We start from the raw sequence: 25,690 nt of genomic DNA, 5'->3' as shown, positions 1-25,690 counted from the left end.
ACTGGCCGCTGAACACCCGTTATTTCAAGTCTGGAGTGAATAAGATGCAAAAGCGAGCTGAGTTGTATCGCGGTAAAGCGAAAACCGTATACAGCACCGATAATCCGGATCTGCTGATACTCGAATTCCGCAACGATACGTCAGCAGGTGATGGCGCCCGAATTGAGCAATTTGATCGCAAAGGAATGGTTAACAACAAGTTTAACCACTTCATCATGACCAAATTGCAGGAAGCGGGTATTCCAACCCAGATGGAAGCGCTGCTGTCTGATACCGAAGCGCTGGTGAAGAAGCTGGAGATGGTGCCGGTAGAGTGCGTGGTCCGTAACCGCGCCGCAGGTTCGCTGGTAAAACGTCTGGGCGTGGAAGAGGGCATTGTGCTCAATCCCCCGCTGTTTGATCTTTTCCTCAAAGATGATGAAAAGCATGACCCGATGGTCAACGAATCCTACTGCGAAACTTTTGGCTGGGTCAGCAAGCAGAACCTGGCGCGGATGCAGGAACTGACCTTTAAAGCCAACGAAGTGCTGAGCAAGCTGTTCGACGATGCGGGTCTGATTCTGGTTGATTTCAAACTTGAGTTTGGTCTGTTTAACGGTGAAGTCACGCTGGGCGATGAGTTTTCGCCAGATGGTGCACGCCTGTGGGACAAAGAGACCCTGGATAAAATGGATAAAGACCGTTTTCGCCAGAGCCTGGGTGGCGTAGTCGAAGCTTATGAAGCAGTGGCACAGCGGCTGGGTGTAAAACTCGACTGAGTCAGCCTGCAGTGCAGTAAGTAAGCAGAATAAAACGGAGAGCCCAGGCTCTCCGTTTTCATTTCAGCCTAAAGCTGGTGATTGCCCGGTCACGCAACTAAAATCATGCCATCTGAAAAAAATGACTGAGGGAAGAGAGCATGCGCTGGCAAGGGCGTCGCGAAAGCGACAATGTAGAGGACCGTCGCGATCAATCGTCCGGTTTAGGTGGCGGAGGCCGTCAGATTCGTCTGCCGCGCGGCAAAGGCGGTATCATCCTGTTGGTGGTGGTGGCTATTGCAGGTTATTACGGTTATGACCTTACCGCGCTGCTGACGGGTGGGGGCGTTGCACCAACCAGCCAGCAGCAACAGCGCAGCGTCAGCACCAATGATGACGAGGCTGCAAAATTCACTAAGGTGATTCTTGCGACCACGGAAGATACCTGGGGCAAGCTGTTCAAACAGATGAACAAACAGTATGTTGCACCAAAGCTGGTGATGTATCGCGGGGCAACCCGAACCGGCTGCGGCACAGGCCAATCCGTGATGGGACCCTTCTACTGTCCAGCCGATCAGACTGTCTACATCGATCTCTCTTTCTATGACGAGATGAAAAACAAACTCGGCGCTGACGGCGACTTCGCCCAGGGCTACGTTGTCGCGCATGAAGTGGGCCACCATGTTCAGAAACTGCTGGGTATTGAGCCTAAAGTACGTGAAATGCAGCAGGGCGCGAGCCAGACGCAGGTCAATCAGCTCTCTGTGAAAATGGAATTGCAGGCAGACTGTTTTGCCGGTGTCTGGGGACACTATATGCAGCAAGAGAACATCCTTGAAGCAGGGGATTTGCAGGAAGCGCTGAACGCCGCAGAGGCGATTGGCGATGACCGTCTGCAGCAGAAGGGTCAGGGCCGCGTAGTGCCGGACAGCTTTACCCATGGCACCTCGGAGCAACGCTACACCTGGTTTAAGCGCGGATTTGATGGTGGTAATCCAGGTCAGTGCAACACCTTCGCCAGTAACGGATGATCGCAACACAGCCTATGCAGCAGGCCGGTGTGCGTCGCCTGGCCGTGATCAGCGGCGACCCGGACTGGTGCCTGGAGCGTGCTGCAGAGTGGCATGACGCGTTGCCAGGCGACTGGCTGGTGCTAAGCCCGGAGCCGCTCTTCTCTGCTTCCTCTGGTGAGTCACTTATGCACAAACAGCCAGGCGCGGTTCGCACGCTGCTTGGCCGTGAATTTCGTCATGGGATATTCGATGCCCGCCAGGGCTTTCATGCCGAGGCTTTCGCTGCGCTGGCTGGCACGCTCACCGCAGGTAGCTGGCTGTTACTGCTGGTCCCGCCCTGGGAAGGGTGGTCGCAGCAGCCTGACACCGACAGCCTGCGCTGGGCCGATGTCGCTCAGCCCATCCCAACACCCCATTTTGTTCACCATCTGCAACAGCTGATCCTGGCGGATGACCAGGTACTGCTGGAGCGGCAGCATCAGCCATGCCGTTTTCCGGTGCAGCCTGACTGGCCAGAATGGCACTGTCAGGCCCCGCAACAGCAGCAGGCGATACTCGATCAACTGATGAGACTGCCATCGGGGATCGCGGTGCTGACCGCCGCCCGTGGACGGGGTAAATCGGCGCTGGCGGGGATGCTGGCCCGCCAGAATCGCCATTGTCTGGTCACGGCACCCGCGAAAGCTTCAACGGAGGTGCTGGCCACCTTTGCCGCTGAGCATTTTCACTTTATGGCGCCGGATGCACTGCTGGCGCTGGAGCCGCCGCCCGAGGCGGATTGGCTGATTGTGGATGAAGCGGCGGCGATACCGGCCCCGCTACTGCAGGCGCTGGTCAGCCGTTATCCCCGCGTGTTGCTCACCACCACCGTGCAGGGCTACGAAGGCAGCGGGCGCGGCTTTATCCTTAAGTTCTGCGCCGGGCTTACCGGGGTGCACTATTTCACGCTGGACGAGCCGCTGCGCTGGTCGCGTTGTGATCCGCTGGAGCAGTGGCTGAATCAGGCGCTGCTGTTTGACGATGCCAGCGCGACGGCACCCGATTCTCCGGCCACACCGCATCCTGTTGAACGTCACGATTTCAGCACGCTGGAAGCCGCCTATCGCCTGCTCACCAGCGCGCACTATCGCACGTCGCCACTTGATCTGCGCCGCCTGCTGGATGCGCCGGGTATGACGTTGTGGCGGGCGGGCGAGACACCTGCATTACAGGGTGCACTCTGGCTGGTGGAGGAGGGCGGTCTTGAGCCAGCACTGGCGCAGGCGGTCTGGGCGGGCACCCGGCGACCACGCGGGAATCTGGTGGCGCAATCTCTGGCTGCCCACGCCGGTCTTGCCGAAGCGGCAATCCTGCGCTCGCAACGAATCAGCCGTGTTGCCGTGGCAACGGAGAGCCGTCGCCGCGGAATCGGTCAGCAGCTTGTGGCCGCCGCGGCCCGTGCGGCTGCAGAACACGACTACCTCTCTGTCAGCTTCGGCTACACTGAATCACTCTGGGCGTTCTGGCGCGCCTGTGGTTTTACTCTGGTGCGAATAGGCAGCCAGCGCGAAGCCAGCAGCGGCTGCTATGCGGCAATGGCTATTCTGCCCTGTTCTGCTGCGGGCAGGGCATTAGCGCGCCGGGCGGCAGAACAGCTGGCGCGTGACTGGCCACTGTTGCGACAACATATCGCGCTGGACCTGCAGTTTGATCAGATCCCAGATAATGGATTAACAGCCCAGGATATGCATCTGGCCATCGGTTTTGCCTGGGCGCAGCGGCCCCTGGAGGCGAGCCTGCCGGTATTGCAGCGTCTGGCAGAAGCCAGTGTCGCGCCCGCCCCGTTATTGGCCGCAGTCGTTGCCGCCCCCGATGCGCTAAGCGAGCTTGCCCGGCAGGCAGGCGTGAGTGGCCGTAAAGCGCTGGTCGCGGTGTTACGTCAGCAGGCAGCAACAGCGCTCCAGAGCCTGGGCGTTACTGCGGGCTGACTGCACCGGCCGTTGAAATAATTCGACCAGCTGGTTCAAATTATCCCCATATCATTTTTTGCTACGCGGCGTAGAGTGAACACAGGAGGTCAACAACATGACACTGAAATATGTAATCGTTCAACAGCCTGCTACCACAGCACAGCTGTTTCTGCTCTACCATGGCGTTGGCGATAACCCGGATTCAATGGGTGAGATTGGTCACTGGTTTGCGAAAACCTTTCCCGACGCGCTGGTGGTGTCCGTTGGCTCGCCTGGCGCGGTTCGTCAGTGGTTTGGCGAAACTGACCTGCACGATCAGACTATCCAGCAGCGGGTTGATGCGGCGATGCCGCAGTTTGTCGAGTCGGTGCGTCACTGGCAAAAAAAGAGCGGCGTGCGGGCGGAAGCGACAGCCTTAGTCGGTTTTTCGCAGGGCGGCAGTATGGTGCTGGAAGGCGTCAAAGCGAATCCTGATCTGGCGGGCCGCGCGGTGGTGTTCAATGGCCGGTTTATCACGCTGCCGGAGAAAGCCAGTACCCGCACCACGATTCATCTGATCCACGGTGATTATGATGAGCAGATCCCGTTGCACCATGCACAGGAGGCGGAGCAGCGGCTGACCGCCCGCGGGGGCGACGTCACTCTGGACATCGTTGACGATCTGGCGCATGCCATCGATCACCGCAGTATGGAACTGGCGCTGAATCATCTGCGTTATACGGTGCCAAAACGCTACTTTGATGAGGCGTTAAGCGGCGCAAAACCCGGTGACGATGACGTTATCGCGTTGATGTAAAAATGCCCCTGCAGAGCAGATTGCTGACAATGCCGAACCGGGGGTAATCCCGCCGCTACGCATAAATTCAACACGCAGGGAGCTCGGTCAGAGGAGGAAAGCGTCCCGCGCCAGGGACGGTGCGGGCCGAGCGGCCATGGATTGGCTTTAGCGACTTTCCGATCTGACCGTGTACCCTGCGCAGGCTCGATCTTAACGCTGATGAGGGCTGACTTTATGAAGAACAATAAAAATGCCCCTGCAGAGCAGGGGCATTTTCGTTTACTTCTTCTTCGGCCAGTTATCGTCGTCATCCCATTTATCGTTGAAATCACGATGCGGCGGCAGGTCTGGTTTGTTATCCATAAACTTCTTGTGATCGATGCGTTTCAGATCTTTATAAACGTTCATCAGCACGCCAACCATCAGCAGGATCACCAGGATCCACCAGTAATCTTTAATAAATTCCATTTGCTGCTCCTTAACATCGCCATCAGGCGATCAGTTGTTCCATGATGCGTTGGTACATCCGGCTCAGCATCTGCAGATCTGAAGCTTTCACACACTCATTGATTTTATGAATGGTGGCATTTACCGGTCCCAGTTCAACCACCTGCGCCCCCATCCGGGCAATAAACCGGCCATCAGAGGTTCCACCCGTAGTCAGCAGCTGCGGCTTAATTTCATTATAGTGCGCGACAGCTTTTACGACGGCATCAACCAGCTTACCGCGCGTGGTCAGGAAGGGTTGACCCGAAAGTTTCCACTCAATGGTGTAACGCAGCTGGTGACGATCCAGCAATGCTTCGACGCGCTGGCGAATCAGCTCATCAGTGAGTTCAGTGCTGAAGCGGAAGTTAAACTGCACAAACAGCTCACCAGGGATCACGTTGTTACTGCCGGTGCCCGCCTGGACATTGGCAATCTGCATGCTGGTTGCCGGGAAGAACTCATTTCCCTGATCCCACTCCGTGGCGACCAGCTCATTCAGTGCTGGCATTGCCCGGTGGACCGGATTATCCGCAAGGTGCGGATAGGCGACGTGCCCCTGCACACCATGCACCGTCAGGTTGGCAGTAATTGATCCACGACGGCCATTTTTCACCACGTCACCGACCACTTCCGTACTGGACGGCTCACCGACCAGGCAATAGTCGAGCCGTTCCCGGCGCGCCATCAGCCGTTCAACCACTTTAACCGTGCCGTTGGTCCCGCTGGCCTCCTCATCAGAGGTAATCATAAAGGCGAGTCGCCCTCTGTGATGGGGACGTGCTGCAACAAAACGTTCGGCAGCTACCACCATGGCGGCCAGTGAACCTTTCATGTCGGCCGCACCACGACCAAACAGCATGCCATCGCGTATGGTGGGCTCAAAAGGTGGGTTGATCCAGCGACTGGCATCGCCAGGCGGCACCACATCGGTGTGACCGGCAAACGCCAGTGTTTCACCTTCGCCACGGGTGGCCCAGAAATTCAGGGTGTCGTCGATGTTCATCGTTTCAATCTTAAAACCAATAGCTTCAAGACGGGCGATCAGCAGAGCCTGACATCCGGCATCATCGGGGCTGAGGGAAGGGCGACGAATAAGCTGCTGCGTCAGCTCAATGACCGGGCAAAACATATTATGACCTCTCCTGGATAGCATTCTGATAGGTGGCTTCGCTGAAACCGGCGAGCAAACTGCCATCCGGGGTGCGCAACAGCGGGCGCTTAATCATGGTGGGATGCGCCAGCATCAGCGCTTTGGCGCTGCTGGCATCGGTAACCCCTTCACGGTCGGTCTCTGGCAGTTTACGCCAGGTGGTGCCGCGGGTATTAAGCAGGGCTTCGTAGCCCAGCGCATCGATAAATTCCTGCAGCAGGACATCGCTCAGGCCATCGGCACGGTAATCGTGAAAGTGATACTCAACGCCTGCGTCTGTTAAAAAGCGCCGGGCTTTTTTTATGGTGTCGCAATTTTTAATCCCGAACATCACCCACTGCGTGCTCATTGCCCGATCCTTATTGTCCTGTGAGAAGTAAAAGCTGAAAAAGCAGCCAAAGCGCGAGTTTACCATAGTGTGATCCGTTGCGGCAGTTGCCGGGGCGCGGGAATCTGACCCGCGATCGTGTCGTGAAAGCCACCGTTTATCCTCGGGTAACCGCTATCAATTTCTCAGGTAATCATTACCTTGCTTAGCATTATTTTATTCGGAATTTCGCCATGCAGATAAAATAGTCTACCGCTGGGCTTAAAATAAATTATTTTCAATCGGGTTAAGGAGTTGCTGAAATGTGCGTCAGCTTCCAGAACCGGCAGAATTCATGTTTTTATCAGGCTTGCCGATAAATAAAACAGGTGTAACCGTATTCACCTGATTAAAAAAAGAGCGTAACATCGCCAGCACAATAAGAGAGGGCATCATGATTGACACTGAAATGGGAACCTGGAAAGAATTTATCGAAGCAATGTTACGCAACAAGTAACAGGCTGAGGTAAAGGCGGGGTAAACCTGCTGACTGGAATTCTTACCACACACAGAAATAAGGCGGCCACTGACATCAGTGGCCGCTTTTTATTTGCCTCAGTGATCAGTCGAGTGGCTTCTCTTTCAGCGGGAAGCGACGGCGAACCAGCACAAAGAACAGCGGCACAAAAAAGATCGCCAGCAGCGTGGCGGAGATCATTCCACCCATCACACCGGTTCCTACCGCGTGCTGACTGCCGGAGCCTGCGCCGCTGCTGATTGCCATCGGCAGCACGCCAAAGATAAAGGCCAGCGAGGTCATCAGAATCGGTCGCAGACGCTGACGCGATGCCTCCAGCGTGGACTCCACCAGTTCGCGTCCTTTACTGTTAATCTCATTAGCAAATTCCACAATCAGGATGGCGTTTTTGGCGGATAACCCGACGACTGTCAGCAGGCCCACCTGGAAGTAGACATCATTCTCCAGTCCGCGCAGCCAGGTCGCAATCAACGCGCCGACGACACCCAGTGGGACCACCAGCATCACCGAGAACGGAATTGACCAGCTTTCATACAGTGCGGCCAGGCAGAGGAATACAACCAGCAACGATATCGCATACAGCGCCGGTGCCTGTGAGCCAGAGAGGCGCTCCTGATAAGAAGCACCTGTCCACTGGAACCCGACGCCCAGCGGCAGGGCATTCACCAGCTTTTCCATCTCGTCCATTGCCGTGCCGCTGCTGACGCCATTAGCCGCTTCCCCGACAATCTCCAGTGAAGAATAACCGTTATAGCGTTCAAGACGGGGTGAGCCAGTCTCCCAGCGGCTGGTGGCAAACGCGGAGAAGGGGACCATTTTGCCGCTGCTGTTGCGCACATACCACTTATTGACGTCGTCCGGCAGCATGCGGAATTCGGCGGCGGCCTGTACATAGACCTTTTTCACCCGGCCGCGATCCAGGAAGTCGTTCACATAGGTTGAACCCCAGGCCGTGGTCATCGTGTCGTTGATGGTATCCAGCGACACGCCCAGCGCCTGCGCTTTACGGGCATCCACATCGATCTGCAGCTGCGGACTGTCATCCAGTCCATTGTGCCGTACCCGTGACAGCGACTTATCGTTGCCTGCCATCTCCAGCAGTTTGTCGCGCATCGCCATCAGTTGGGTATGGCCGATACCGGCGTGATCCTGCAGTTCCATGTCAAAACCAGAGCTGCTGCCCATGCCGGTGATAGCAGGTGGACTGCTGGCAATAACCCGGCCCTCTTTAATCTTCTGAAACGCTTTGGTCGCGCGATCGATAATCGCAAACGAAGTCCGATCGGCGCCGGGCCGCGCTTCCCAGTCTTTCATACGGACAAACAGACGTGCGACGTTCTGTCCATTGCCGCCCGGCCCGGCACCGATAGTGGAGAAAACCGACAGTACGTTGGCCTTCTCCTCGGTGAGATAATAATTTTCGACTTTGGCAACGACGCTGGCCGTTTGCTCAAGCGTCGCACCTGCCGGAAGCTGAACCTGAGTCAGGAATACGCCGCGATCTTCCAGCGGCAGAAATGACGTCGGCAGACGCAGAAACAGAAACGCCATCAGGCCAATAATCGCGACATAGACCAGCAGCCAGCGACCACCTGTGCGCAGGATGCCCGCAACGCCGCGTTCATAGCGGTCAGCGTTACGATTAAAGTGGCGATTGAACCAGCCGAAGAAGCCGCGACGCTCGTGCACCTCGCCCTGCGCAGCGGGTTTGAGCAGTGTGGCACAGAGCGCTGGCGTCAGGATCATCGCTACCAGCACTGACAGCACCATCGCCGAGACAATGGTGATTGAGAACTGACGATAAATGGCGCCAACGGTACCGCCGAAAAACGCCATTGGCACAAACACCGCAGAGAGCACCAGCGCGATACCCACCAGTGCACCCTGAATCTGTCCCATCGATTTTCGTGTGGCAGCACGCGGCGAAAGTCCCTCTTCATGCATGATGCGTTCAACGTTCTCCACCACCACAATGGCATCATCCACCAGTAGTCCTATCGCCAGCACCATGGCAAACATGGTCAGGGTATTGATGCTGAATCCAAAGGCATAAAGGACGCTAAAGGTGCCAAACAGCACTACCGGCACCGCAATGGTGGGAATTAAGGTGGCGCGGAAGTTCTGCATAAACAGATACATCACGCCAAATACCAGCACGATTGCTTCAAGCAGCGTCTTCACCACATCGGTAATTGATGCTTTGACGAACGGCGAGGTTTCATAGGCAATTTTTGCTTCCAGGCCGTGAGGGAAATAGTGCGAGAGTTCCTCTATACGCGCCCGTACCAGCTTATCAGTGTTCATCTCATTGGCACCGGACGCGAGCTTCACGCCCAGGCCTGACGCAGGTTGGCCGTTATAGCGGCTCAGATAATCATACTTCTCTGCGCCCAGCGCCACGGTGGCGACATCGCCCAGCGTCACCACAGAACCGTCGGGATTGTTTTTCAGGGTAATGGCCCGGAACTGCTCGGGGGTCTGCAGCATCGACTGGGCGTTGACCGTGGCGTTAAGTGCCTGTTTCTCCACCGACGGCAGGCCACCGACCTGACCCACAGCCACCTGGGTATTCTGCGACTGGATTGCATTGACGACATCGTCGGTGGTGAGCGCGTAAGCGATCAGTTTGTTGGGATCGAGCCAGATGCGCATCGCATATTGCGAGCCGTAAGCATCAACCTGGCCGACGCCATCAATACGGCTCAGCGGGTCCTGAATATTACTGGCGACATAGTCTGAAATATCCTGCTTATCCATACTGCCGTCGGTCGAGACGAAGGCCACCATCAGAATATTGCTGTCACCGGTTTTGTTGACCGTCACGCCCTGCGACTGCACCGCCTGCGGCAATTTGCGCAGGGCGGACTGCAACTGGTTCTGAACCTGCTGGCGGGCTTCGTCGGGATTGGTCCCGGCAGTAAAGGTGAGGGTGATTTGCGCCTGACCGGTGTTGCTGCTGTTCGAGGACATGTACATCAGATTATCGATGCCGGTCATGTTCTGCTCGATCACCTGAGTCACGGTGTTTTCCAGCGTCTCGGCGGATGCGCCGGGATAGTTAGCGGTGATACGCACATTAGGTGGAGCCAGATCGGGATACTGCTCAACAGGCAGCGAAATAATCGAAAGGGTGCCACACAGGCACAGCAGAATCGCCAGCACCCAGGCAAAAATGGGGCGGTCGATAAAGAAATTCGACATTAAATCGACACTCCTCAGGACTTATTATTATCGGTCAGGCCCACCGGCAACGGGCCACAGGCAGAAAGGTCGCAGGGTCTTTACACGATTCTCCGCCGCCTTTCACTTTACGTGCGGCAGCGAGGGAAATCGTGGAGAAATTGAGGAGAAAATGTAAATTCGTTGGCTATTTGCGGCTTTCAAGCCACATCACCGTGGCGGCAACGCGTGAACGGACATCCAGCTTACGCAGAAGGTTACGGATATGCACTTTCACTGTCTCTTCAGAGATATGCAGAATGGCAGCGATCTCTTTGTTTGACAGGCCACGCGCCACCTCCTGGAGCACGTCGCACTCGCGGTCAGTGAGAAGACGCAGAGGGTCGGCGCTGTGCTGACGGTTATCCAGATAGCTGGCGACGCCCTCACTAAAGACTTTCTCGCCCCGCGATGCCTGCAGAATATGTCCCAGCAGAATCTCTGGCTCGCTGTCCTTGAGCAGATAGCCGTCGGCACCGGCATCCACCATGGCAAAAATATCACTGCGGGCATCGGAGACGGTCAGCACCAGGATGCGCGAGCTGATACCTTCGTGGCGCAGCGCCTTTAGGGTATCCAGCCCGGACATGCCTTTCATATTGAGGTCGAGCAGAATGATGTCAGGTTCCTGACGGCGGGCTTCCGCCAGCGCTTCGGTGCCATTGTTAGCCTCGGCGATCACGTCCAGCCGGGGATCCAGTGCCAGCAGCTGACGAACGCCGCGGCGCATCAGAGGGTGATCATCCACAATCATCAATGTTAATGCGGGCTGTTGCATAATTTCTCCGTTTTATCGTTTCAGACTGCGGCGGGGCAACACGTATCGCGCACCGGTATGCCTGTGTTCAGCCTTTAATAGCCGGCTATCTGTAGCCAGTAGCGTGTTTTAATTATTTGAAGGATAAATTACGTTAGCTGCCGTGCCGGTTGCGGTGGAAAGCGCAGTTCAACCCGTGTCCCTTGATCCTGTGCATGAAGGGTCAGATTACCATTAAGGCGCTGGGCACGTTCAGCCATAATCGTCAGACCGTAATGGCCTGGAGGTTCGTCAGTACTGCCGATGCCCACGCCGTCATCCGTTATCGTAAGTAAGTGCTCACCCTGATTGCTGTGCTGATAGTCCACGTTGATCACCTGCGCACTCGCATGACGAATCGCATTCAGCAACGCCTCCCGGGCGATCTGCAAGACATGCACCTGCTGCTGTGCCTCCAGATTCTGCAGGCCGGTCTGATAGTTAAAATGTATCTCTGCGCCGCTCTTTTCCTGCAACGAGGCGATCATTGCCTGCATCGCCGCCACCAGATCTGCCTGCTCAATGGTCAGGCGGAAGGTGGTCAGCAGTTCGCGCAACTGACGGTAGGCATCAGCCAGCGCCTGATCGAAGTCAGCGATAATCGCATGGGCGGCACTGTCATCCTTGTCCACGGTGCGGCGTAACAGGGTCAGCTGAATACGTAAAAAGGAGAGTGACTGCGCCAGTGAGTCATGTAATTCCCGGGCAATCGTCGTTCGCTCTTCAATCAGCAGCATTTGTTGATACTGCTGCTGTGCCTGCCAGATCCAGATTGCGCGTCCCAGCATCGCCGCAAGACTGCGCATCAGCTCATCCGGTGGGGAAGCGCCACATGTCTGCCAGCGTAATTCGCCAATCTGCTGCTCATCCTGCTGTAATGGCTGACGTTGCCACTCACCAGCAGCCTTTTCGTCACCGGCGCGGAACTGAAACTGGTCGCTCTCGAGCCAGATTGCCGTCAGTTTTTCACGCGTCAGCACCGTGGTCAGCACCGCTTCAAACAACGCCGGATGCAGTGGGCTGGCGGTCAGCATTTGTGAGCTGTCATAGAGTAGCGACAGCGTGCGATTCGCCTGAGTTAAGTCTTCCGTCTTTGCGCGAACCGTACTCTCCAGCAACTGGTAATGCGAATGCAGGCGTGCCGCCATACCGCTAAAGGCATGCGACAGAACCCGCAGCTCATTTTGTTGCTCAACGTGCAACGGCGGAAAAGCAAAGTTGCCATTCTCGACGTAGCGGCTGGCCTTGACCAGCGCATTCAGTGGCCGCACGACATGCAGTCGGGTAAAGCGAATCGTCATGAGCGCCAGCGCCACAATCGCAATAACACCGACCAGGCTGCTGGCGGCCACCAGATGCATTTTTAATTCGGTATAGCGTTGCAGACCCAGAACAAAGCGATCAATTTCCCCGACGTAAATGGGCACCTGCTGCTGCAAGGCCACGCTATCACCCCGTTGCAACGCCTGTTGCAGGAGAGGCCAGGCGGCGCGCAGTCGCTGGTAGCGAACGCCCACTTCGCGTGGTACCCAGGGCCGATCAAGATTTTGCAGCACTGGCGCATCCAGCGTTTGCTGATAGCGCGCGAAATGTTGCGGCAGGTTTTGCGGCTGACGGCTGGCATCCCAGGCCATGCGATAGCTCTGCATGCGCAGTGAACCCGCCAGATTAATCGCCTCGGCGTCGCGCTGACTGCTGAGTAGCGTGACTAAGGCCAGACTGGTGGTGAGAAGCGACAGCAGGACAATGGCGCTGAGGGCCCGAGCGATGCTTTGTGTAACTGAACGTTTAACGATCACATGAATGGCCCTCTTCTGAGTGGGGGAATTATATGAGCGAAGTCACGCAACGCAAATGATCCCTTCCCTGTTTATCGCACAGGACATTACAGGTCGCACATAAAATGACCTCGACTGACACTTCCCAGGATGCGTTACGATTTTACGGTTAAAAAGGGAACAGGTTTACATCGTGCCGATGTTGCTTTTCATTGCAGCGCTAATAATTCACTCAGTCATTAGCAACGCAATCCCGATCACAGATCAAGGAGCATCCAATGAAAAAACTGAGTGCTGTACTGGCGGGTGCTTTACTGGCTACCGCCTCATTTGCCACCTTCGCCGCCGCGCCCGTCGATCGGTCACAGGCGCTGGGTATGCAGAGCATCGGCAGTGTGTCTGTTTCCGGCGTACGCGGTTCACTGGATGATGCGAATCGCCAGTTATCGCAAAAAGCGCAAGAGATGGGCGCCAGCCATTACCGTGTTATCGGTGTCGATAATCCAGGCGATTCCAGCCTGTGGAGCGGCACCGCAGAGATTTATCGCTAACCCAACCCTCCTGTTTCCATCCCTGTAGCTTTTACCGGCCTGAAAATGGCCGGTTTTTTTGTTTTTGTGCATCATGATGGATTCTTACAAATCAGCCTGTGCATCTGCCCGGTATATTTTGCTTCGTTCTTGCAGAACGGGTAGGATTCATCGCCGTAAATTCCCGCGTTGCCCGGCACTCACTCACAGGCAAAGGCACAGAGGAAAATCCCCCATTTTGCAGGACGTTACGTCCGCATTGGGGAGACGACGACTGATAGTCCGGACAAACAGGAATGCTATGAAATCCAAAAAGAAAACCCCAGGTGAGATGCGCGCTGCGAAACGGCGCTGGCTGAATTCTCACGATGCTGGCTACCAGAAAGCGATGGGTAACCGTCACGTTCAGATGATTGCGATCGGCGGTGCTATCGGCACCGGTTTGTTCCTGGGTGCAGGTGGCCGCTTGCAGGCTGCAGGCCCCGCGTTAGCCCTCATCTATCTGGTGTGTGGCATCTTCTCCTTCTTCATTCTGCGTGCGCTGGGCGAACTGGTGTTACACCGCCCGAGCAGTGGCAGCTTTGTCTCTTATGCCCGTGAATTCCTGGGTGAGAAAGCCTCCTACGTTGCAGGCTGGATGTATTTCGTCAACTGGGCGATGACCGGTATCGTCGATATCACCGCCGTTGCGCTTTACATGCACTACTGGGGCGCGTTTGGTGATGTGCCACAATGGGTCTTTGCACTGGGCGCGCTGGCGATTGTCGGCACCATGAACATGATTGGCGTTAAGTGGTTTGCCGAGATGGAGTTCTGGTTTGCGCTGGTGAAAGTGCTGGCGATTGTGATTTTCCTGGTGGTGGGTGTGGTGTTTCTTGGCACCGGCAAGCCGCTGGATGGCAACAGCACCGGTTTCCATCTGATTACTGATAACGGCGGCCTGTTCCCGCACGGCCTGCTGCCCGCGCTGGTGCTGATTCAGGGCGTCGTATTCGCCTTTGCCTCAATTGAGCTGGTCGGTACGGCGGCCGGTGAATGTAAAGACCCGCAAACCATGCTGCCGAAAGCGATCAATAGTGTGATCTGGCGTATTGGTCTGTTCTATGTCGGTTCGGTTGTGTTGCTGGTGCTGCTGCTGCCATGGAATGCCTATCAGGCGGGCCAGAGTCCATTCGTGACATTCTTCTCGAAACTTGGCGTGCCTTACGTTGGCAGCATCATGAACATCGTGGTCCTGAGCGCAGCGCTCTCCAGCCTGAACTCCGGCCTCTATTCAACCGGGCGTATTCTGCGTTCCATGTCGATGGGTGGCTCTGCACCGAAATTCATGTCAAAGATGAACGGTCAGCAGGTCCCTTATGCCGGTATTCTCGTCACCATTGCCGTTTATGTCATTGGTGTAGTGCTTAACTACTATGTGCCTTCTCAGGTATTTGAGATCGTCCTGAACGTTGCCTCACTGGGCATTATCTCCTCCTGGGCCTTTATCGTGGTCTGCCAGCTGCGTCTGCGCAAAGCGATCAAAGAAGGCAAAGCAGATGATGTCAGCTTCAAGCTGCCAGGTGCGCCGTTCACCTCATGGCTGACGCTGCTGTTCCTGTTCAGCGTGCTGGTGCTGATGGCGTTTGACTACCCGAACGGGACGTACACCATTGCCTCTATTCCGCTGATTGCAGTGCTGCTGGTGCTGGGATGGTTTGGTGTGCGTAAGCGTGTTAACGCTATCGCGCAGACCGAACAGGATCATCATGAGGATGAGCCTCAGTCAACCCGACTGGCTGACGATACGTCACGCTGATCAGGTCTGCATCAATCAGGGCCAGCCTTCGGGCTGGCTTTTTTTGGCCGCTAATCGCCTTTCTGGCAATGCGAATTAGGATAGTTTTCCGGCAAGCCTGGCCCTATGATGAATAACTCCCTTTATGCGGTAGCGGAGTCTCCATGTCGTTTAAGATCAACATCATCAAAAATAAGCTCCTGTCTGAAAACTGGTTTGTGCTGCGCAACTACACCTATGACATCACCGATCGCCGTGGCGAGGTTATCCGTCATAAACGCGAAGTCTACGATCGCGGAAACGGGGCGACCATCCTGCTCTATAATCGCGAAAAGAATAGCGTCGTCCTGACGCGCCAGTTCCGCATCGCGACGTACGTCAACGGCAACGACGGCGGCATGTTAATTGAAGCCTGCGCGGGCTTGCTGGACGACGACTCCCCGGAAGATTGCATCCGCAAAGAGGCGATTGAAGAGACCGGATATGCAGTCGGTGAGGTGGAGACACTCTTTACCTGCTATATGTCGCCGGGCGGCGTGACCGAACTGATCCACTTTTTTGCGGCAGAATACAACGAATCACTGCGCGACAACCCAGGCGGTGGCGTTGAGGATGAGTCAATTGATGTGCTGGAACTGAGCTTCCCTGATGCGCTGGCGATGGTGGCCGATGGCCGTATTCGCGACGGTAAAACCATTATGCTGCTACAGCATGCGCAGATTGCGGGATGGCTGAGGCCTTAGGAAACCCATCTGTCATACCTGTTGCCGCGCAGCAGCGCTGAACGTGGAAGGATGCAGCTTTATCCACCTTATGTACGCTTTTTAAGCACTTAACTGCGCTTTTTGCACAGGTTCACAGAATGCGAACCCTGCCAGGCCCGTTGATGCGCTATCCTCTCCATTCTGGTTATTCGGGGATCGATTTTCTTAATGTCGTATTGGATGAAATCGCTGTGGCTGTTGCCGTCTTTGTGGGTTGCCTGTGTTCAGGCGGAACCGTTGCAAAAGTCATTCAACGACTGGCAAATTACCTGCAACAATGTCGCCTTTTGCGTGGCGCGCAATATTCCAGGCGACAAAGGGTTGGTGATGACGATTTCGCGTCATGCGGGCGTCAACGATCGCCCCTTGCTGCGTATTGACTATGGCAGCGCCTACAGTGGTGCGCTGCCTGGCGGTCCGCTTCAGGATAACCTGCTGCTCGATCAGCGCCGCCTTAAGCCCGACCTCAAACACTGGACGGTAGAACCTCATCATCTCGCCACCAGCAATACCATCGCGATAGATGAGTTCCTTGATCTGGTGATGGAGGCGAAAACCCTGCAGCTCACCTTTGATCCCAATGCGCTGATCTCGCTGCGCGGCATGAAAGCTGCACTGTTGCTGATGGATGACACCCAGGGTCGGGTAAACAGCCTGAGCGCGTGGATCAAACGTGGCGACCGTGCCAGCTGGGACGTTCCGCCGCCGCCTGCGCTGCCGCCATTGCGGCCTGCTGTCGAGCCGCCCGCAGCACTGACGCGCGATGAGACCAGCGGACTCATTGATTACGGCACCTGGCGGGTCAATACCGATTCCTGTTCACTCGATCCGCTACGCCGGGAAGTCAGCGTGGCTCCCCTCACTGACCAGCGCGCGCTGCTGCTGGTCAGTTGTGAAATGGGGGCCTATAACGTGATCGATCTGGCGTTTGAAGTGACACGCAGCCAGCCTTACGTGGCACGGGGTATTACCTTAACCCTGCCGTTTACACCGCCGGGTGCCAGCGATCGACAGCTTGAGCTGATTAACGCCGAGTATGATGCGGCCAGCGGCCAGCTCTACACCTTTGGTAAAGGACGGGGACTGGGCGATTGTGGCAGTGCGACACGCTGGCAGTTTGATGGCACGCGTTTTGTGTTAGCGGAGTATGCGGAAGAGTCGACCTGTGACGCCTGGCACAGCAGTGATGGCTGGCCAACCCTGTGGGTCAGCCAGTCTGACGGTAGCGTACAGCAGCGTTAAGGAATGGCCTGCACCATCATCGGTGAGCCCAGTTGATTACCCACCAGTTCGGCCAGCATATTGTTCACGCCGTCGCTCATTGGCGTAAAGCGGGTCAGCGGCGAGCGCGTCACCACGACAAACACCCCAACGTTATGCTGCGGCACCATCGCCATATAGGTGATGAAACCGCCACCGCCGCCGGTTTTCTGAATAATGCCCGGGCGACCATTTTTTGGCCCCATATAGACCCAGCCCATACCCAGTGCATCCGCTTTACCCGGCACATCCATGCCTTCAACTTTGTGCAGCTGATCGCGACGGTAAATCAGCGTTTGCAGTCGATCGATCTGCGGCGTGCGATGGTTTACGGAAGAGTTAAGGAACTGCTGCATCCAGCGGCCCATATCATCCGGCGTGGAATAGACGCCGCCGCTGCCGATCGCCGCCAGCGTGTTATTACACGGGCTGGCACCTTTCTCCGCCACCATCAGGCGTCCGCACTGCTCGGGCGACGGCGTAAAGGTGGTGTCTTTCATGCCGAGCGGGCGGGTTATCAGTTGCTGAAACAGCGCCGGATAAGGGGTGCCGGCGGCGCGTGACAGCGCATCGCTCAGCAGATCGTAGCCCAGGTTGGAGTAGGCGGCACTGCTGCCGGGTGCCGCTTTAAGGCTGGCGCGCGCCAGCCATGTCCAGCGCTCGCTTTTCGTCGGCCAGACAAACACCGGACGCTGCGCTTTGCCGCCCGGCTGTTCGCGCGGCAGTCCGCTGGTGTGGGTTGAGAGATTAATCAGGCGAATAGGCTGGCCGTTATACGTGGGCACGCGTGCACCTGGAGGCGCATATTTACTCAGGGGATCGTCAAGGCGAATCTGTCCGCGTTCAGCCATCTTCACCATCACTTCACTGGTCATCAGCTTACTCAGCGAGGCGATGCGAATCAGTGAATCTTTCTGTGGACGCACATTGTTGCCGGGACGGGTGTCACCGAAGCTGGCGAACACCCGCTGATTGCCATCTATCGCCACCAGCGCCATGCCGGTTGCACCGCTGCCATAAAAAATATGTTCCGCATAGCGATCAACAATCTGAGAAGCCAGCAGCGGATCGGGCGCGACCTGCGCCATGCTTTTTAAAGGAAGCAGTGAAACCATCAGGGCCAGTAAATAGGGTGTACGCATGTTCAACGGAAGTGGCTTCGCTATAGATATCGGAGAAAATCTGCCTTCACTCATCAGAATGCGGCAGGTCAGACCCGTTTTTATCCCGGCAGGAACAACAGCAGGAAAAGAGGGCCAGCCAGCGTACAGGCAGCATTGAATAGGACGGCTCTATAGTAATCAGTTTGCGCGGGGCGTGAAGAGGGGAATAGAGGTTTTTTTCTGTTTCAGTTTTTAAGATGAAATGGCCCTTCCCGGTGAGCCGGGAAGGGCGCAGGCCTTAAACGGGCTTGAGTAATGCTTCAGCATGGCTGACGATATTCTCAACCGTGAAGCCAAACTCTGCGAACAGCTGGCTGGCAGGGGCGGACTCACCAAAGGTGGTCATCCCGACAATTGCACCATCCAGACCGACATACTTGAACCAGTAGTCAGCAATACCTGCTTCGACTGCCACACGCGCTTTCACGCCGCTCGGCAGAACAGATTCGCGGTAAGCGGCATCCTGCGCATCAAACAGGTCAGTTGAAGGCAGTGAAACCACCCGCACCTTGTGACCGCCCGTGGTGAGCTTTTCTGCTGCACCCAGCGTGATCTCAATCTCAGAACCGGTGGCGATCAGAATCACGTCTGGCGTGCCGTCGCAATCCTTCAGCACGTAGCCGCCGCGTTTGATATTTTCGATCTGCTCCGGCGTACGTTCCGGCTGCAGCAGGTTCTGACGGGAGAGGATCAGCGCGGTTGGACCGTGATGGCGCTCAATAGCCGCTTTCCACGCCACCGCCGTTTCCACCTGGTCACAAGGACGCCATACGCTCATGTTTGGTGTCAGACGCAGGCTGGCGATCTGCTCAACCGGCTGGTGCGTCGGGCCATCTTCACCCAGACCGATGGAGTCATGGGTATAGACCAGAATCTGACGCGCCTTCATTAACGCCGCCATACGCGCGGCGTTTCGCGCATATTCAACAAACATCAGGAAGGTGGCAGTGTAAGGAACGAAACCGCCATGGTGCGCGATACCGTTACCAATCGCCGTCATACCAAATTCACGTACGCCGTAGTGAATGTAGTTACCGGCCGGATCCTCTTTGATCGATTTGGAGCCTGACCAGATAGTGAGGTTACTCGGTGCCAAATCAGCTGAGCCGCCAAGGAATTCCGGCAGCATTTTACCGTACGCTTCCAGCGAATTTTGTGACGCTTTGCGGCTGGCGATTTTCTGCGGATTAGCCTGCAGTTCCTGAATGAAACGGGCTGCTTCAGTTTCCCAGTTGGCCGGCATTTCGCCATTCATGCGGCGTTCATACTCTTTCGCCAGCTCAGGATAGGCCGCTTTGTAAGCGGCAAATTTCGCATCCCAGGCTTTTTCACGTTCAGCACCCGCCGCTTTGGCATCCCACTGCTGGTAGATTTCAGCCGGGATTTCAAACGCCGGGTAGTTCCAGCCCAGCTGCTTACGGGTCAGGGCAACTTCAGCCTCACCCAGCGCTGCGCCGTGCGACTCCTCTTTACCGGCTTTGTTCGGTGACCCGAAACCGATAATGGTGCGGCAGATAATCAGTGAAGGCTTATCGGTAACGCTCTGTGCTTCTTTAATGGCGTCACGAATAGCATCAGCGTCATGTCCGTCGATGTCGCCAATCACATGCCAGTTGTAGGACTCAAAGCGTTTGTGGGTGTCGTCGGTAAACCAGCCTTCGGTCTCACCATCGATTGAAATACCGTTATGGTCGTAGAAGCCGATCAGTTTACCCAGGCCCAGGGTGCCCGCCAGTGAACAGACTTCGTGCGAGATCCCTTCCATCAGACAGCCATCGCCCATAAACACATAGGTGTGGTGATCGACGATGTCATGGTCCGGACGGTTAAACTGCGCGGCCAGCGTGCGTTCTGCAATCGCCAGACCCACGGCATTAGCCAGTCCCTGACCCAGCGGGCCGGTGGTGGTTTCAACGCCTGGGGTGTAACCAATTTCCGGGTGACCTGGCGTTTTAGAGTGCAGCTGGCGGAAATTTTTCAGCTCTTCAATTGGCAGGTCATAGCCGCTGAGGTGCAGAAGGCTATAAAGCAGCATGGAGCCGTGGCCGTTGGAGAGGATAAAGCGGTCGCGATCAAGCCAGGCGGGATTGGTCGGATTGTGCTGGAGGAAGTCGCGCCACAACACTTCGGCGATATCGGCCATACCCATCGGCGCACCGGGGTGGCCTGAATTTGCCTTCTGGACGGCATCCATGCTCAGTGCACGGATCGCGTTTGCCAACTCTCTGCGTGAGGACATACAGTTCTCCCTTGTTATGCATCAGGGCGGGAATGTCCCGCCCGATTAAAATGAGGACTACAGACGTGCGGCGAGCACATCTTCCAGTTTCTGCTGGTCAACCGCGAACTGGCGGATGCCGTCAGAGAGTTTCTCAACGGCCATCGGGTCCTGGTTATGTTCCCAGCGGAACTCCGCTTCGGAGAGCGGCGATGGCTGATGGAAGCCTTCTGTGGAGGGCTCCAGTTTGCGCTCCAGCGGCGCATCACTGTTCTGCATCTCTTCCAGCAGGTTAGGGGAGATCGTGAGGCGATCGCAGCCCGCCAGCGCGATAATCTGCTCCACTTTACGGAAGCTGGCACCCATGATGATGGTGCTGTAACGGTGCTTTTTATAGTAATCGTAAATGCGACGCACAGACTTCACGCCGGGATCTTCATCCGCCACATAGGGTTCCATCGGCTTGCGTGAGTTGTACCAGTCATAGATGCGGCCAACAAACGGGGAGATCAGGAACACGCCCGCTTCGGCACAGGCACGCGCCTGGGCAAAGGAGAAGAGCAGTGTCAGGTTGCACTTAATGCCGTTTTTCTCCAGCTCTTCTGCTGCACGGATACCTTCCCAGGTCGATGCCAGCTTAATCAGTACGCGAGAGCGGTCGATACCGTGCTCTTCATACATCCGAATCAGTTTTTCTGCTTTGGTGACACACATGCCACGATCGAAGGAGAGGCGCGCATCCACTTCGGTCGAAACACGGCCCGGTATGCTCTTCAGGATTTCCATACCGAGGTTGATCGCCACTTTGTCGCTGGCATTAATAATCTGGGTCTCTTTGCTGCCACCCTGTTTTTTGGCGTACTCAATCGCGTCATCCATCAGGTGTTTATACCCTTCGAGACCGGACGCTTTCAGAATGAGTGAGGGGTTGGTGGTGGCGTCTTCCGGATGGTAATTACGAATCGATTCGATATCACCACTGTCCGCCACCACGGTGGTGAACTGTTTTAGGGCTTCTAACTGATTCATCTCTAAACTCCTTGAAAAGAAAAATGAAAGCGAACAGGGAGCACCTCAGGCCTCGCAGCCGGTCTGTGGCATGTTCTGCTACCGGTAACGCGAACCCATAACATTGCAACAGAGACTTTCTGATGGAAATGCGGTTTCTCTGATTGTTGCGCTGCGAGGAGGTGCGAAGGAGCCGTCATGCGGTTTTTACCGTGGGATGCGCCATATTCCATCTGTAAGCATAGCAGTCACGCGGAATGACGCAGGCTGCACTGTAGCAATCCGTGCCCTGTAAAAAAGAATAAACCGATCAGGAGAGAGGTAAGCGCAGCGCGGAAGCAGGCTCGCGCTGCAGCGGCAGAAGAAATCAGACGGGCAGGTTCAGCCAGTTTTTTACCGGCAGGAAATCGCGATAGAGAGCCGCTTCTGGAGAGTCGGCCTCGGGCTGGTAATCATATTCCCAGCGCACCAGCGGTGGCATCGACATCAGGATCGATTCTGTGCGGCCACCGGTCTGCAGGCCAAACAGCGTGCCACGGTCCCACACCAGATTAAACTCCACATAGCGACCACGGCGGTAGAGCTGGAACTGGCGCTCACGATCGCCCCACGGATGATCTTTACGGCGCGCCACAATGGGCCGATAAGCATCGATAAAGCCGCGGCCTACCGACTGCATAAAGCTGAAGCTCTGCTCAAAGTCGGGCGTATTGAGATCGTCAAAAAAGAGACCGCCAATGCCGCGCTGCTCATCACGATGCTTCAGATAAAAATAGTCGTCGCACCATTTTTTGTAGCGAGGATAAACATCTTCACCAAAAGGCTGACAAATGTTTGCTGCAGTCTGATGCCAGTGCAGCGCATCTTCTTCGAAGCCATAAAATGGGGTCAGGTCAAAGCCGCCGCCAAACCACCAGACTGGATCGGCACCCGGTTTCTCGGCGATAAAGAAGCGCACGTTGGCGTGACTGGTGGGCACATAGGGATTGTTCGGGTGGATCACCAGAGAGACCCCCATCGCTTCAAAGCTACGACCCGCCAGCTCTGGCCGGTGCGCGGTCGCTGATGCTGGCATCTGATCGCCATGCACATGCGAAAAGTTGACGCCTGCCTGCTCAAACACCGCGCCATTGCGCAGGACGCGGCTCTGACCGCCGCCGCCGCCAGGACGCTGCCAGCTATCCTCGGCAAACTGTGCGCCGCCATCTTCAGCTGCCAGCTGGTTACAAATCTCATCCTGCAGTGCGAGCAGGAATGCTTTTACGCGTGAAATATCAGCCATCTTTTCGCTTATCGTTTGTCAAAGTCTGACGCGATTATACGCAAAACCGCGCCGCTTGCATGAGTACGGCGAGTGCCCGGACCTAAACCCGCTACCCACATCAGGCGTTGCGGCGGTCAAACTCATCAAAGTAATTGACGATGCCGCTGGCAATTGCAGAGGCAATTTTCTGGCGAAACGCCGTCGTGCCGAGTAATTGCTCTTCGCGCGGATTGGTAATAAAGGAAGTCTCAACCAGCACGGAGGGGATCGACGGTGACTTGAGTACCGCAAAGGCCGCCTGCTCGGTGTGCTGGCTATGAAGATGATGCACCGGTCGGATCTGGTCCAGTACGTGCTTGCCCAGTGTCAGGCTGTTCTTGATGGTATCAGTCTGCACCAGGTCGAACAGGATCTGCTGCAGATAGTGATCCTGCTGCTGCGCTTTCACGCCGCCCAGTTTGTCTGCATCGTTCTCCCGCTGTGACAGGTAACGCGCCATGGAGCTGCTGGCCCCACGATTAGAGAGCGCAAATACGGAGGCGCCACTGGCGTCGGGGCTGGTAAAGCCGTCGGCATGAATCGACATAAAGAGATCGGCGCCGTGCTGATGCGCGATCTCGACGCGCTGATAGAGCGGGATAAAATGGTCGCTGTCGCGGGTCAGGCGCACTTCAATGCGCGGATGGCTCTGGAGCTGGCGCTGCACGTTGCCAGCGATCTCCAGCACGATGTGTTTCTCTTCTGAACCCTCTTCGCCAACAGCACCGGAGTCGATGCCACCGTGGCCAGGATCGATCATGACGATGCGTTTGCCGTTTTTCGCTGGTGGAGCCGGGCGCGTATGAGGATTTGCTCCGGTCAGGGTTTTTTCTTTAGCCTGAACCGCACGCGGCGTTAAAATGGCTAGCGCCAGCCCGGAAAGCAGTAACTGACGACGATGAATCAAACGTTTAAGCAGGTGCATGTGGGGGTCCGGTAACAGGAATCTTGCCGGTGTTATAGCCTAAGCCTCTGCTGCCTGCGATCACAGAAACATTTCAGGGCATTACTTTGTATTGCAGGTCGCGAACAGGAAATTTGCGCTTTTTTATTTGTCCCTCGCCATGGAGGGTTGCGTGCAGCAGAGAATGCGTGATAATCAGCAAATTGTGCTTATTTGCAGGTAAAGAAGATGGAAATCCGCGCCTTCCGCCAGGAAGATTTTGAAGAAGTGATCACCTTATGGGAACGTTGCGATTTGTTACGGCCATGGAACGATCCGGAGCTGGATATCGAACGCAAAATGAATCACGACCCCGATCTCTTTCTGGTCGCTGAAGTGGGCGGTGTCGTCGTTGGCACGCTGATGGGCGGTTACGATGGTCACCGTGGCGCGGCGTATTACCTGGCGGTGCATCCTGACTATCAGGGACGCGGCTTCGCGAATGCGCTGATGAACCGTCTGGAGAAAAAGCTGATCGCGCGAGGCTGTCCGAAACTGCATCTGATGATCCGTGAAGAGAACGATCAGGTGGTGGCGTTTTATGAGAAGCTCGATTATGAACCGGTTGATGCGCTGCTGTTTGGTAAGCGTCTGATTGAAGATCGTGAATACTAATCCGTTACCTGGCTATCAGCCGGACGAATACGACGCGAAAGGGCAGCTACGGCTGCCGTTTCTTTTTTGGCTAATCCTGTTGCTTCAGGCCCGAACCTGGCTGCTGCTGGCGATGGCTGGCGCGTCACGGCAACAGGGCAACGATCTGCTGGCGCTGTTCTATCCGGATCGTCAGGCGTTCTGGATCGGACTGGCACTGGGTTTACCCGCGCTGGCGGGCCTGCTGCTGACCGGTTATCGCACGCGCCTGCCGCGACTCTGGCAGCACTGGCGCAGCGTACTGGCGCTGTCGCTGTTGGTGAATCTCCTCTGGCAGGGCTGGCAGTTTGTGCAGGGTGATCTGCTCAGCTCACCGCTGCCCTTGTTGCTGACGCTGTTCGACCTGCTGGCGCTGATCTGGCTGCAGTTTAATCGCCGCTGCCGCGACTGCTTTCTGCCCGAGCACCATCTCAACTAAACTTTTTGTCGCTTTGCGACTCCAATCATTTCCGCCTTTCCGGCATCGTATTTACAGGAGTTCTCATGAAAGCTGTTCGTTCCACGCTACTGATTGCCGCCGTTGCACTGAGCGGCTGTGCCAGTTCGGGTTCCGGCGCTGACAGCAGCCAGCAGGCAAGCTGGTGGAATCCGCTGACGTATCACTGGTCTTCTGCGCTGCCATGGAACTGGTTTGGTTCCACGCTGACCGCGACTGAACAGGGCGTGGGTGGGTTAACCGCCTCGACCGCCATGAAAGAGGACGCGATCAGTGCCGGACTGAACGGTGACTATTCGCTGCGACAGGGCATGCGTAGCGAGAATGGTCAGGTGATTTCATTCTGGCAGGCGCTGAATGATGGAAAAGTTAAGCTGGTGATTTACGGAGAGTCGCAGGTCGATCGTATCGAGGTCATGGACAGCGCGATCGCCAGCAGCGACGGCAGCAAAGTGGGTGATGCCTTCAGTAATAAGTTCAGCAAAGCCTTCGACAACTGCACCTTAGCCAGCGGCCCCGACGCGCATGACGTGGCGTGCCGTGCGCCAGGCAGTCAGCATCTGACTTATGTCTATCATGGCGACTGGCACGGGCCGGAAGGATTGATGCCTTCTGACGATACCCTGAAAAACTGGAAAATCAGCAAGATTGTCTGGCAGCGTTAAGCCTGCCTTATCAGCGCGCCGCCCCCTGGCGGCCGCTGAACAGCTCAGAACCCCTGCCAGCCCACGCTGCACGCGGTTCCCTCTCCCCATCGGCTTTTGCTGATTTGTGCATAAACTCTGCCGCCGTCTTATGCTTTTTTCGACTTTGAAATCATTAAACGATATATAAAACCGTTACTGGTTTTCACTGAGTTATAAATAAACTGATGCCTCAG

General features: G+C 56.1%; 22 protein-coding genes. 11 read left to right on the top strand and 11 right to left on the bottom strand.

Translation table 11 applies throughout. The features are described 5' to 3' along the window. Positions 1–44 precede the first annotated feature (44 nt). The 4 genes from purC to ypfH all read left to right on the top strand — a co-directional run bounded on the left by purC (position 45) and on the right by ypfH (position 4,495). On the top strand, positions 45–758 hold the full coding sequence (gene purC, locus H7K52_RS02820) for a phosphoribosylaminoimidazolesuccinocarboxamide synthase (protein WP_003848791.1): 714 nt from the start codon (positions 45–47) through the stop codon (positions 756–758). Positions 759–898: 140 nt separating this feature from the next. Beyond that, positions 899–1,768, top strand: a complete 870-nt coding sequence (gene ypfJ, locus H7K52_RS02815; protein WP_182629660.1) for a KPN_02809 family neutral zinc metallopeptidase — start codon at positions 899–901, stop codon at positions 1,766–1,768. After that, positions 1,765–3,717, top strand: coding sequence for a tRNA(Met) cytidine acetyltransferase TmcA (locus H7K52_RS02810; RefSeq protein WP_182629659.1), 1,953 nt, complete (start codon positions 1,765–1,767; stop codon positions 3,715–3,717). Before ypfJ ends, H7K52_RS02810 begins: the two co-directional genes overlap by 4 nt. A 97-nt stretch (positions 3,718–3,814) precedes the next feature. Then, positions 3,815–4,495, top strand: a complete 681-nt coding sequence (gene ypfH / locus H7K52_RS02805; protein WP_003848796.1) for an esterase — start codon at positions 3,815–3,817, stop codon at positions 4,493–4,495. 261 nt (positions 4,496–4,756) lie between these two features. Here ypfH and H7K52_RS02800 read toward each other — a convergent pair whose 3' ends face one another. The 6 genes from H7K52_RS02800 to narQ form a co-directional block, all read right to left on the bottom strand. Beyond that, positions 4,757–4,945 (bottom strand): YpfN family protein, encoded by a 189-nt coding sequence (locus tag H7K52_RS02800; protein WP_003848800.1) that lies wholly within the window; start codon positions 4,943–4,945, stop codon positions 4,757–4,759. A gap of 22 nt (positions 4,946–4,967) precedes the next feature. Next, a complete protein-coding gene (gene dapE / locus H7K52_RS02795) occupies positions 4,968–6,095 on the bottom strand; it encodes a succinyl-diaminopimelate desuccinylase (protein ID WP_003848801.1) in 1,128 nt (375 codons plus the stop codon). 1 nt (position 6,096) lies between these two features. Continuing rightward, positions 6,097–6,465, bottom strand: coding sequence for an ArsC family reductase (locus H7K52_RS02790; RefSeq protein ID WP_033761518.1), 369 nt, complete (start codon positions 6,463–6,465; stop codon positions 6,097–6,099). Positions 6,466–7,045: 580 nt separating this feature from the next. Beyond that, a complete protein-coding gene (gene acrD / locus H7K52_RS02785) occupies positions 7,046–10,162 on the bottom strand; it encodes a multidrug efflux RND transporter permease AcrD (RefSeq protein WP_182629658.1) in 3,117 nt (1,038 codons plus the stop codon). 166 nt (positions 10,163–10,328) lie between these two features. Then, complete coding sequence (locus H7K52_RS02780) at positions 10,329–10,958, bottom strand: response regulator (RefSeq protein ID WP_008926542.1); 630 nt, start codon at positions 10,956–10,958, stop codon at positions 10,329–10,331. A gap of 128 nt (positions 10,959–11,086) precedes the next feature. After that, positions 11,087–12,775 (bottom strand): nitrate/nitrite two-component system sensor histidine kinase NarQ, encoded by a 1,689-nt coding sequence (gene narQ / locus H7K52_RS02775; protein WP_182629657.1) that lies wholly within the window; start codon positions 12,773–12,775, stop codon positions 11,087–11,089. 257 nt (positions 12,776–13,032) lie between these two features. Here narQ and H7K52_RS02770 point away from each other — a divergent pair, with 257 nt between their 5' ends. From H7K52_RS02770 to H7K52_RS02755, 4 genes are all read left to right on the top strand, one after another. Continuing rightward, positions 13,033–13,305 (top strand): YdgH/BhsA/McbA family protein, encoded by a 273-nt coding sequence (locus H7K52_RS02770; RefSeq protein WP_008926540.1) that lies wholly within the window; start codon positions 13,033–13,035, stop codon positions 13,303–13,305. A gap of 280 nt (positions 13,306–13,585) precedes the next feature. After that, positions 13,586–15,082 carry an L-asparagine permease gene (gene ansP / locus H7K52_RS02765; RefSeq protein ID WP_008926539.1) on the top strand — a complete coding sequence of 499 codons (1,497 nt, stop codon included), beginning with the start codon at positions 13,586–13,588 and terminating at the stop codon, positions 15,080–15,082. Positions 15,083–15,225: 143 nt separating this feature from the next. Continuing rightward, the gene (nudK, locus tag H7K52_RS02760; RefSeq protein WP_008926538.1) at positions 15,226–15,804 is read left to right on the top strand and encodes a GDP-mannose pyrophosphatase NudK; all 579 of its coding nucleotides are present in this window, start codon (positions 15,226–15,228) and stop codon (positions 15,802–15,804) included. 189 nt (positions 15,805–15,993) lie between these two features. Next, entirely contained in the window at positions 15,994–17,067 is a 1,074-nt protein-coding gene (locus tag H7K52_RS02755; protein ID WP_182629656.1) for a DUF1176 domain-containing protein, read from the top strand. Here H7K52_RS02755 and ampH read toward each other — a convergent pair. The 5 genes from ampH to amiA all read right to left on the bottom strand — a co-directional run bounded on the left by ampH (position 17,064) and on the right by amiA (position 23,702). Beyond that, positions 17,064–18,227 (bottom strand): D-alanyl-D-alanine-carboxypeptidase/endopeptidase AmpH, encoded by a 1,164-nt coding sequence (gene ampH / locus H7K52_RS02750; protein WP_003848822.1) that lies wholly within the window; start codon positions 18,225–18,227, stop codon positions 17,064–17,066. The two genes, H7K52_RS02755 and ampH, sit on opposite strands and share 4 nt — an antisense overlap. Positions 18,228–18,486: 259 nt before the next feature. Beyond that, the gene (gene tkt / locus H7K52_RS02745) at positions 18,487–20,487 is read right to left on the bottom strand and encodes a transketolase (protein WP_008926536.1); all 2,001 of its coding nucleotides are present in this window, start codon (positions 20,485–20,487) and stop codon (positions 18,487–18,489) included. A 57-nt stretch (positions 20,488–20,544) separates the two neighbouring features. Continuing rightward, a complete protein-coding gene (gene tal, locus H7K52_RS02740; RefSeq protein WP_003848827.1) occupies positions 20,545–21,495 on the bottom strand; it encodes a transaldolase in 951 nt (316 codons plus the stop codon). 346 nt (positions 21,496–21,841) lie between these two features. Beyond that, positions 21,842–22,756, bottom strand: a complete 915-nt coding sequence (hemF, locus tag H7K52_RS02735; RefSeq protein ID WP_003848828.1) for an oxygen-dependent coproporphyrinogen oxidase — start codon at positions 22,754–22,756, stop codon at positions 21,842–21,844. 100 nt (positions 22,757–22,856) lie between these two features. Continuing rightward, positions 22,857–23,702 carry an N-acetylmuramoyl-L-alanine amidase AmiA gene (amiA, locus tag H7K52_RS02730; RefSeq protein WP_008926534.1) on the bottom strand — a complete coding sequence of 282 codons (846 nt, stop codon included), beginning with the start codon at positions 23,700–23,702 and terminating at the stop codon, positions 22,857–22,859. A gap of 207 nt (positions 23,703–23,909) precedes the next feature. On the opposite strand from amiA, the gene H7K52_RS02725 reads away from it, so the two are divergent. The 3 genes from H7K52_RS02725 to H7K52_RS02715 all read left to right on the top strand — a co-directional run bounded on the left by H7K52_RS02725 (position 23,910) and on the right by H7K52_RS02715 (position 25,475). Beyond that, positions 23,910–24,335, top strand: a complete 426-nt coding sequence (locus H7K52_RS02725) for a GNAT family acetyltransferase (RefSeq protein ID WP_003848834.1) — start codon at positions 23,910–23,912, stop codon at positions 24,333–24,335. Beyond that, the gene (locus tag H7K52_RS02720) at positions 24,325–24,792 is read left to right on the top strand and encodes a DUF2919 family protein (protein ID WP_003848836.1); all 468 of its coding nucleotides are present in this window, start codon (positions 24,325–24,327) and stop codon (positions 24,790–24,792) included. Before H7K52_RS02725 ends, H7K52_RS02720 begins: the two co-directional genes overlap by 11 nt. A gap of 65 nt (positions 24,793–24,857) precedes the next feature. Next, a complete protein-coding gene (locus H7K52_RS02715) occupies positions 24,858–25,475 on the top strand; it encodes an RpoE-regulated lipoprotein (RefSeq protein WP_182629655.1) in 618 nt (205 codons plus the stop codon). The last annotated feature ends 215 nt before the right edge of the window (positions 25,476–25,690 follow it).

The sequence above is a fragment of the Pantoea hericii genome, from assembly GCF_014155795.1.
Classification (GTDB): domain Bacteria; phylum Pseudomonadota; class Gammaproteobacteria; order Enterobacterales; family Enterobacteriaceae; genus Pantoea; species Pantoea eucalypti.
This window is presented reverse-complemented; position numbering and strand designations above follow the sequence as displayed.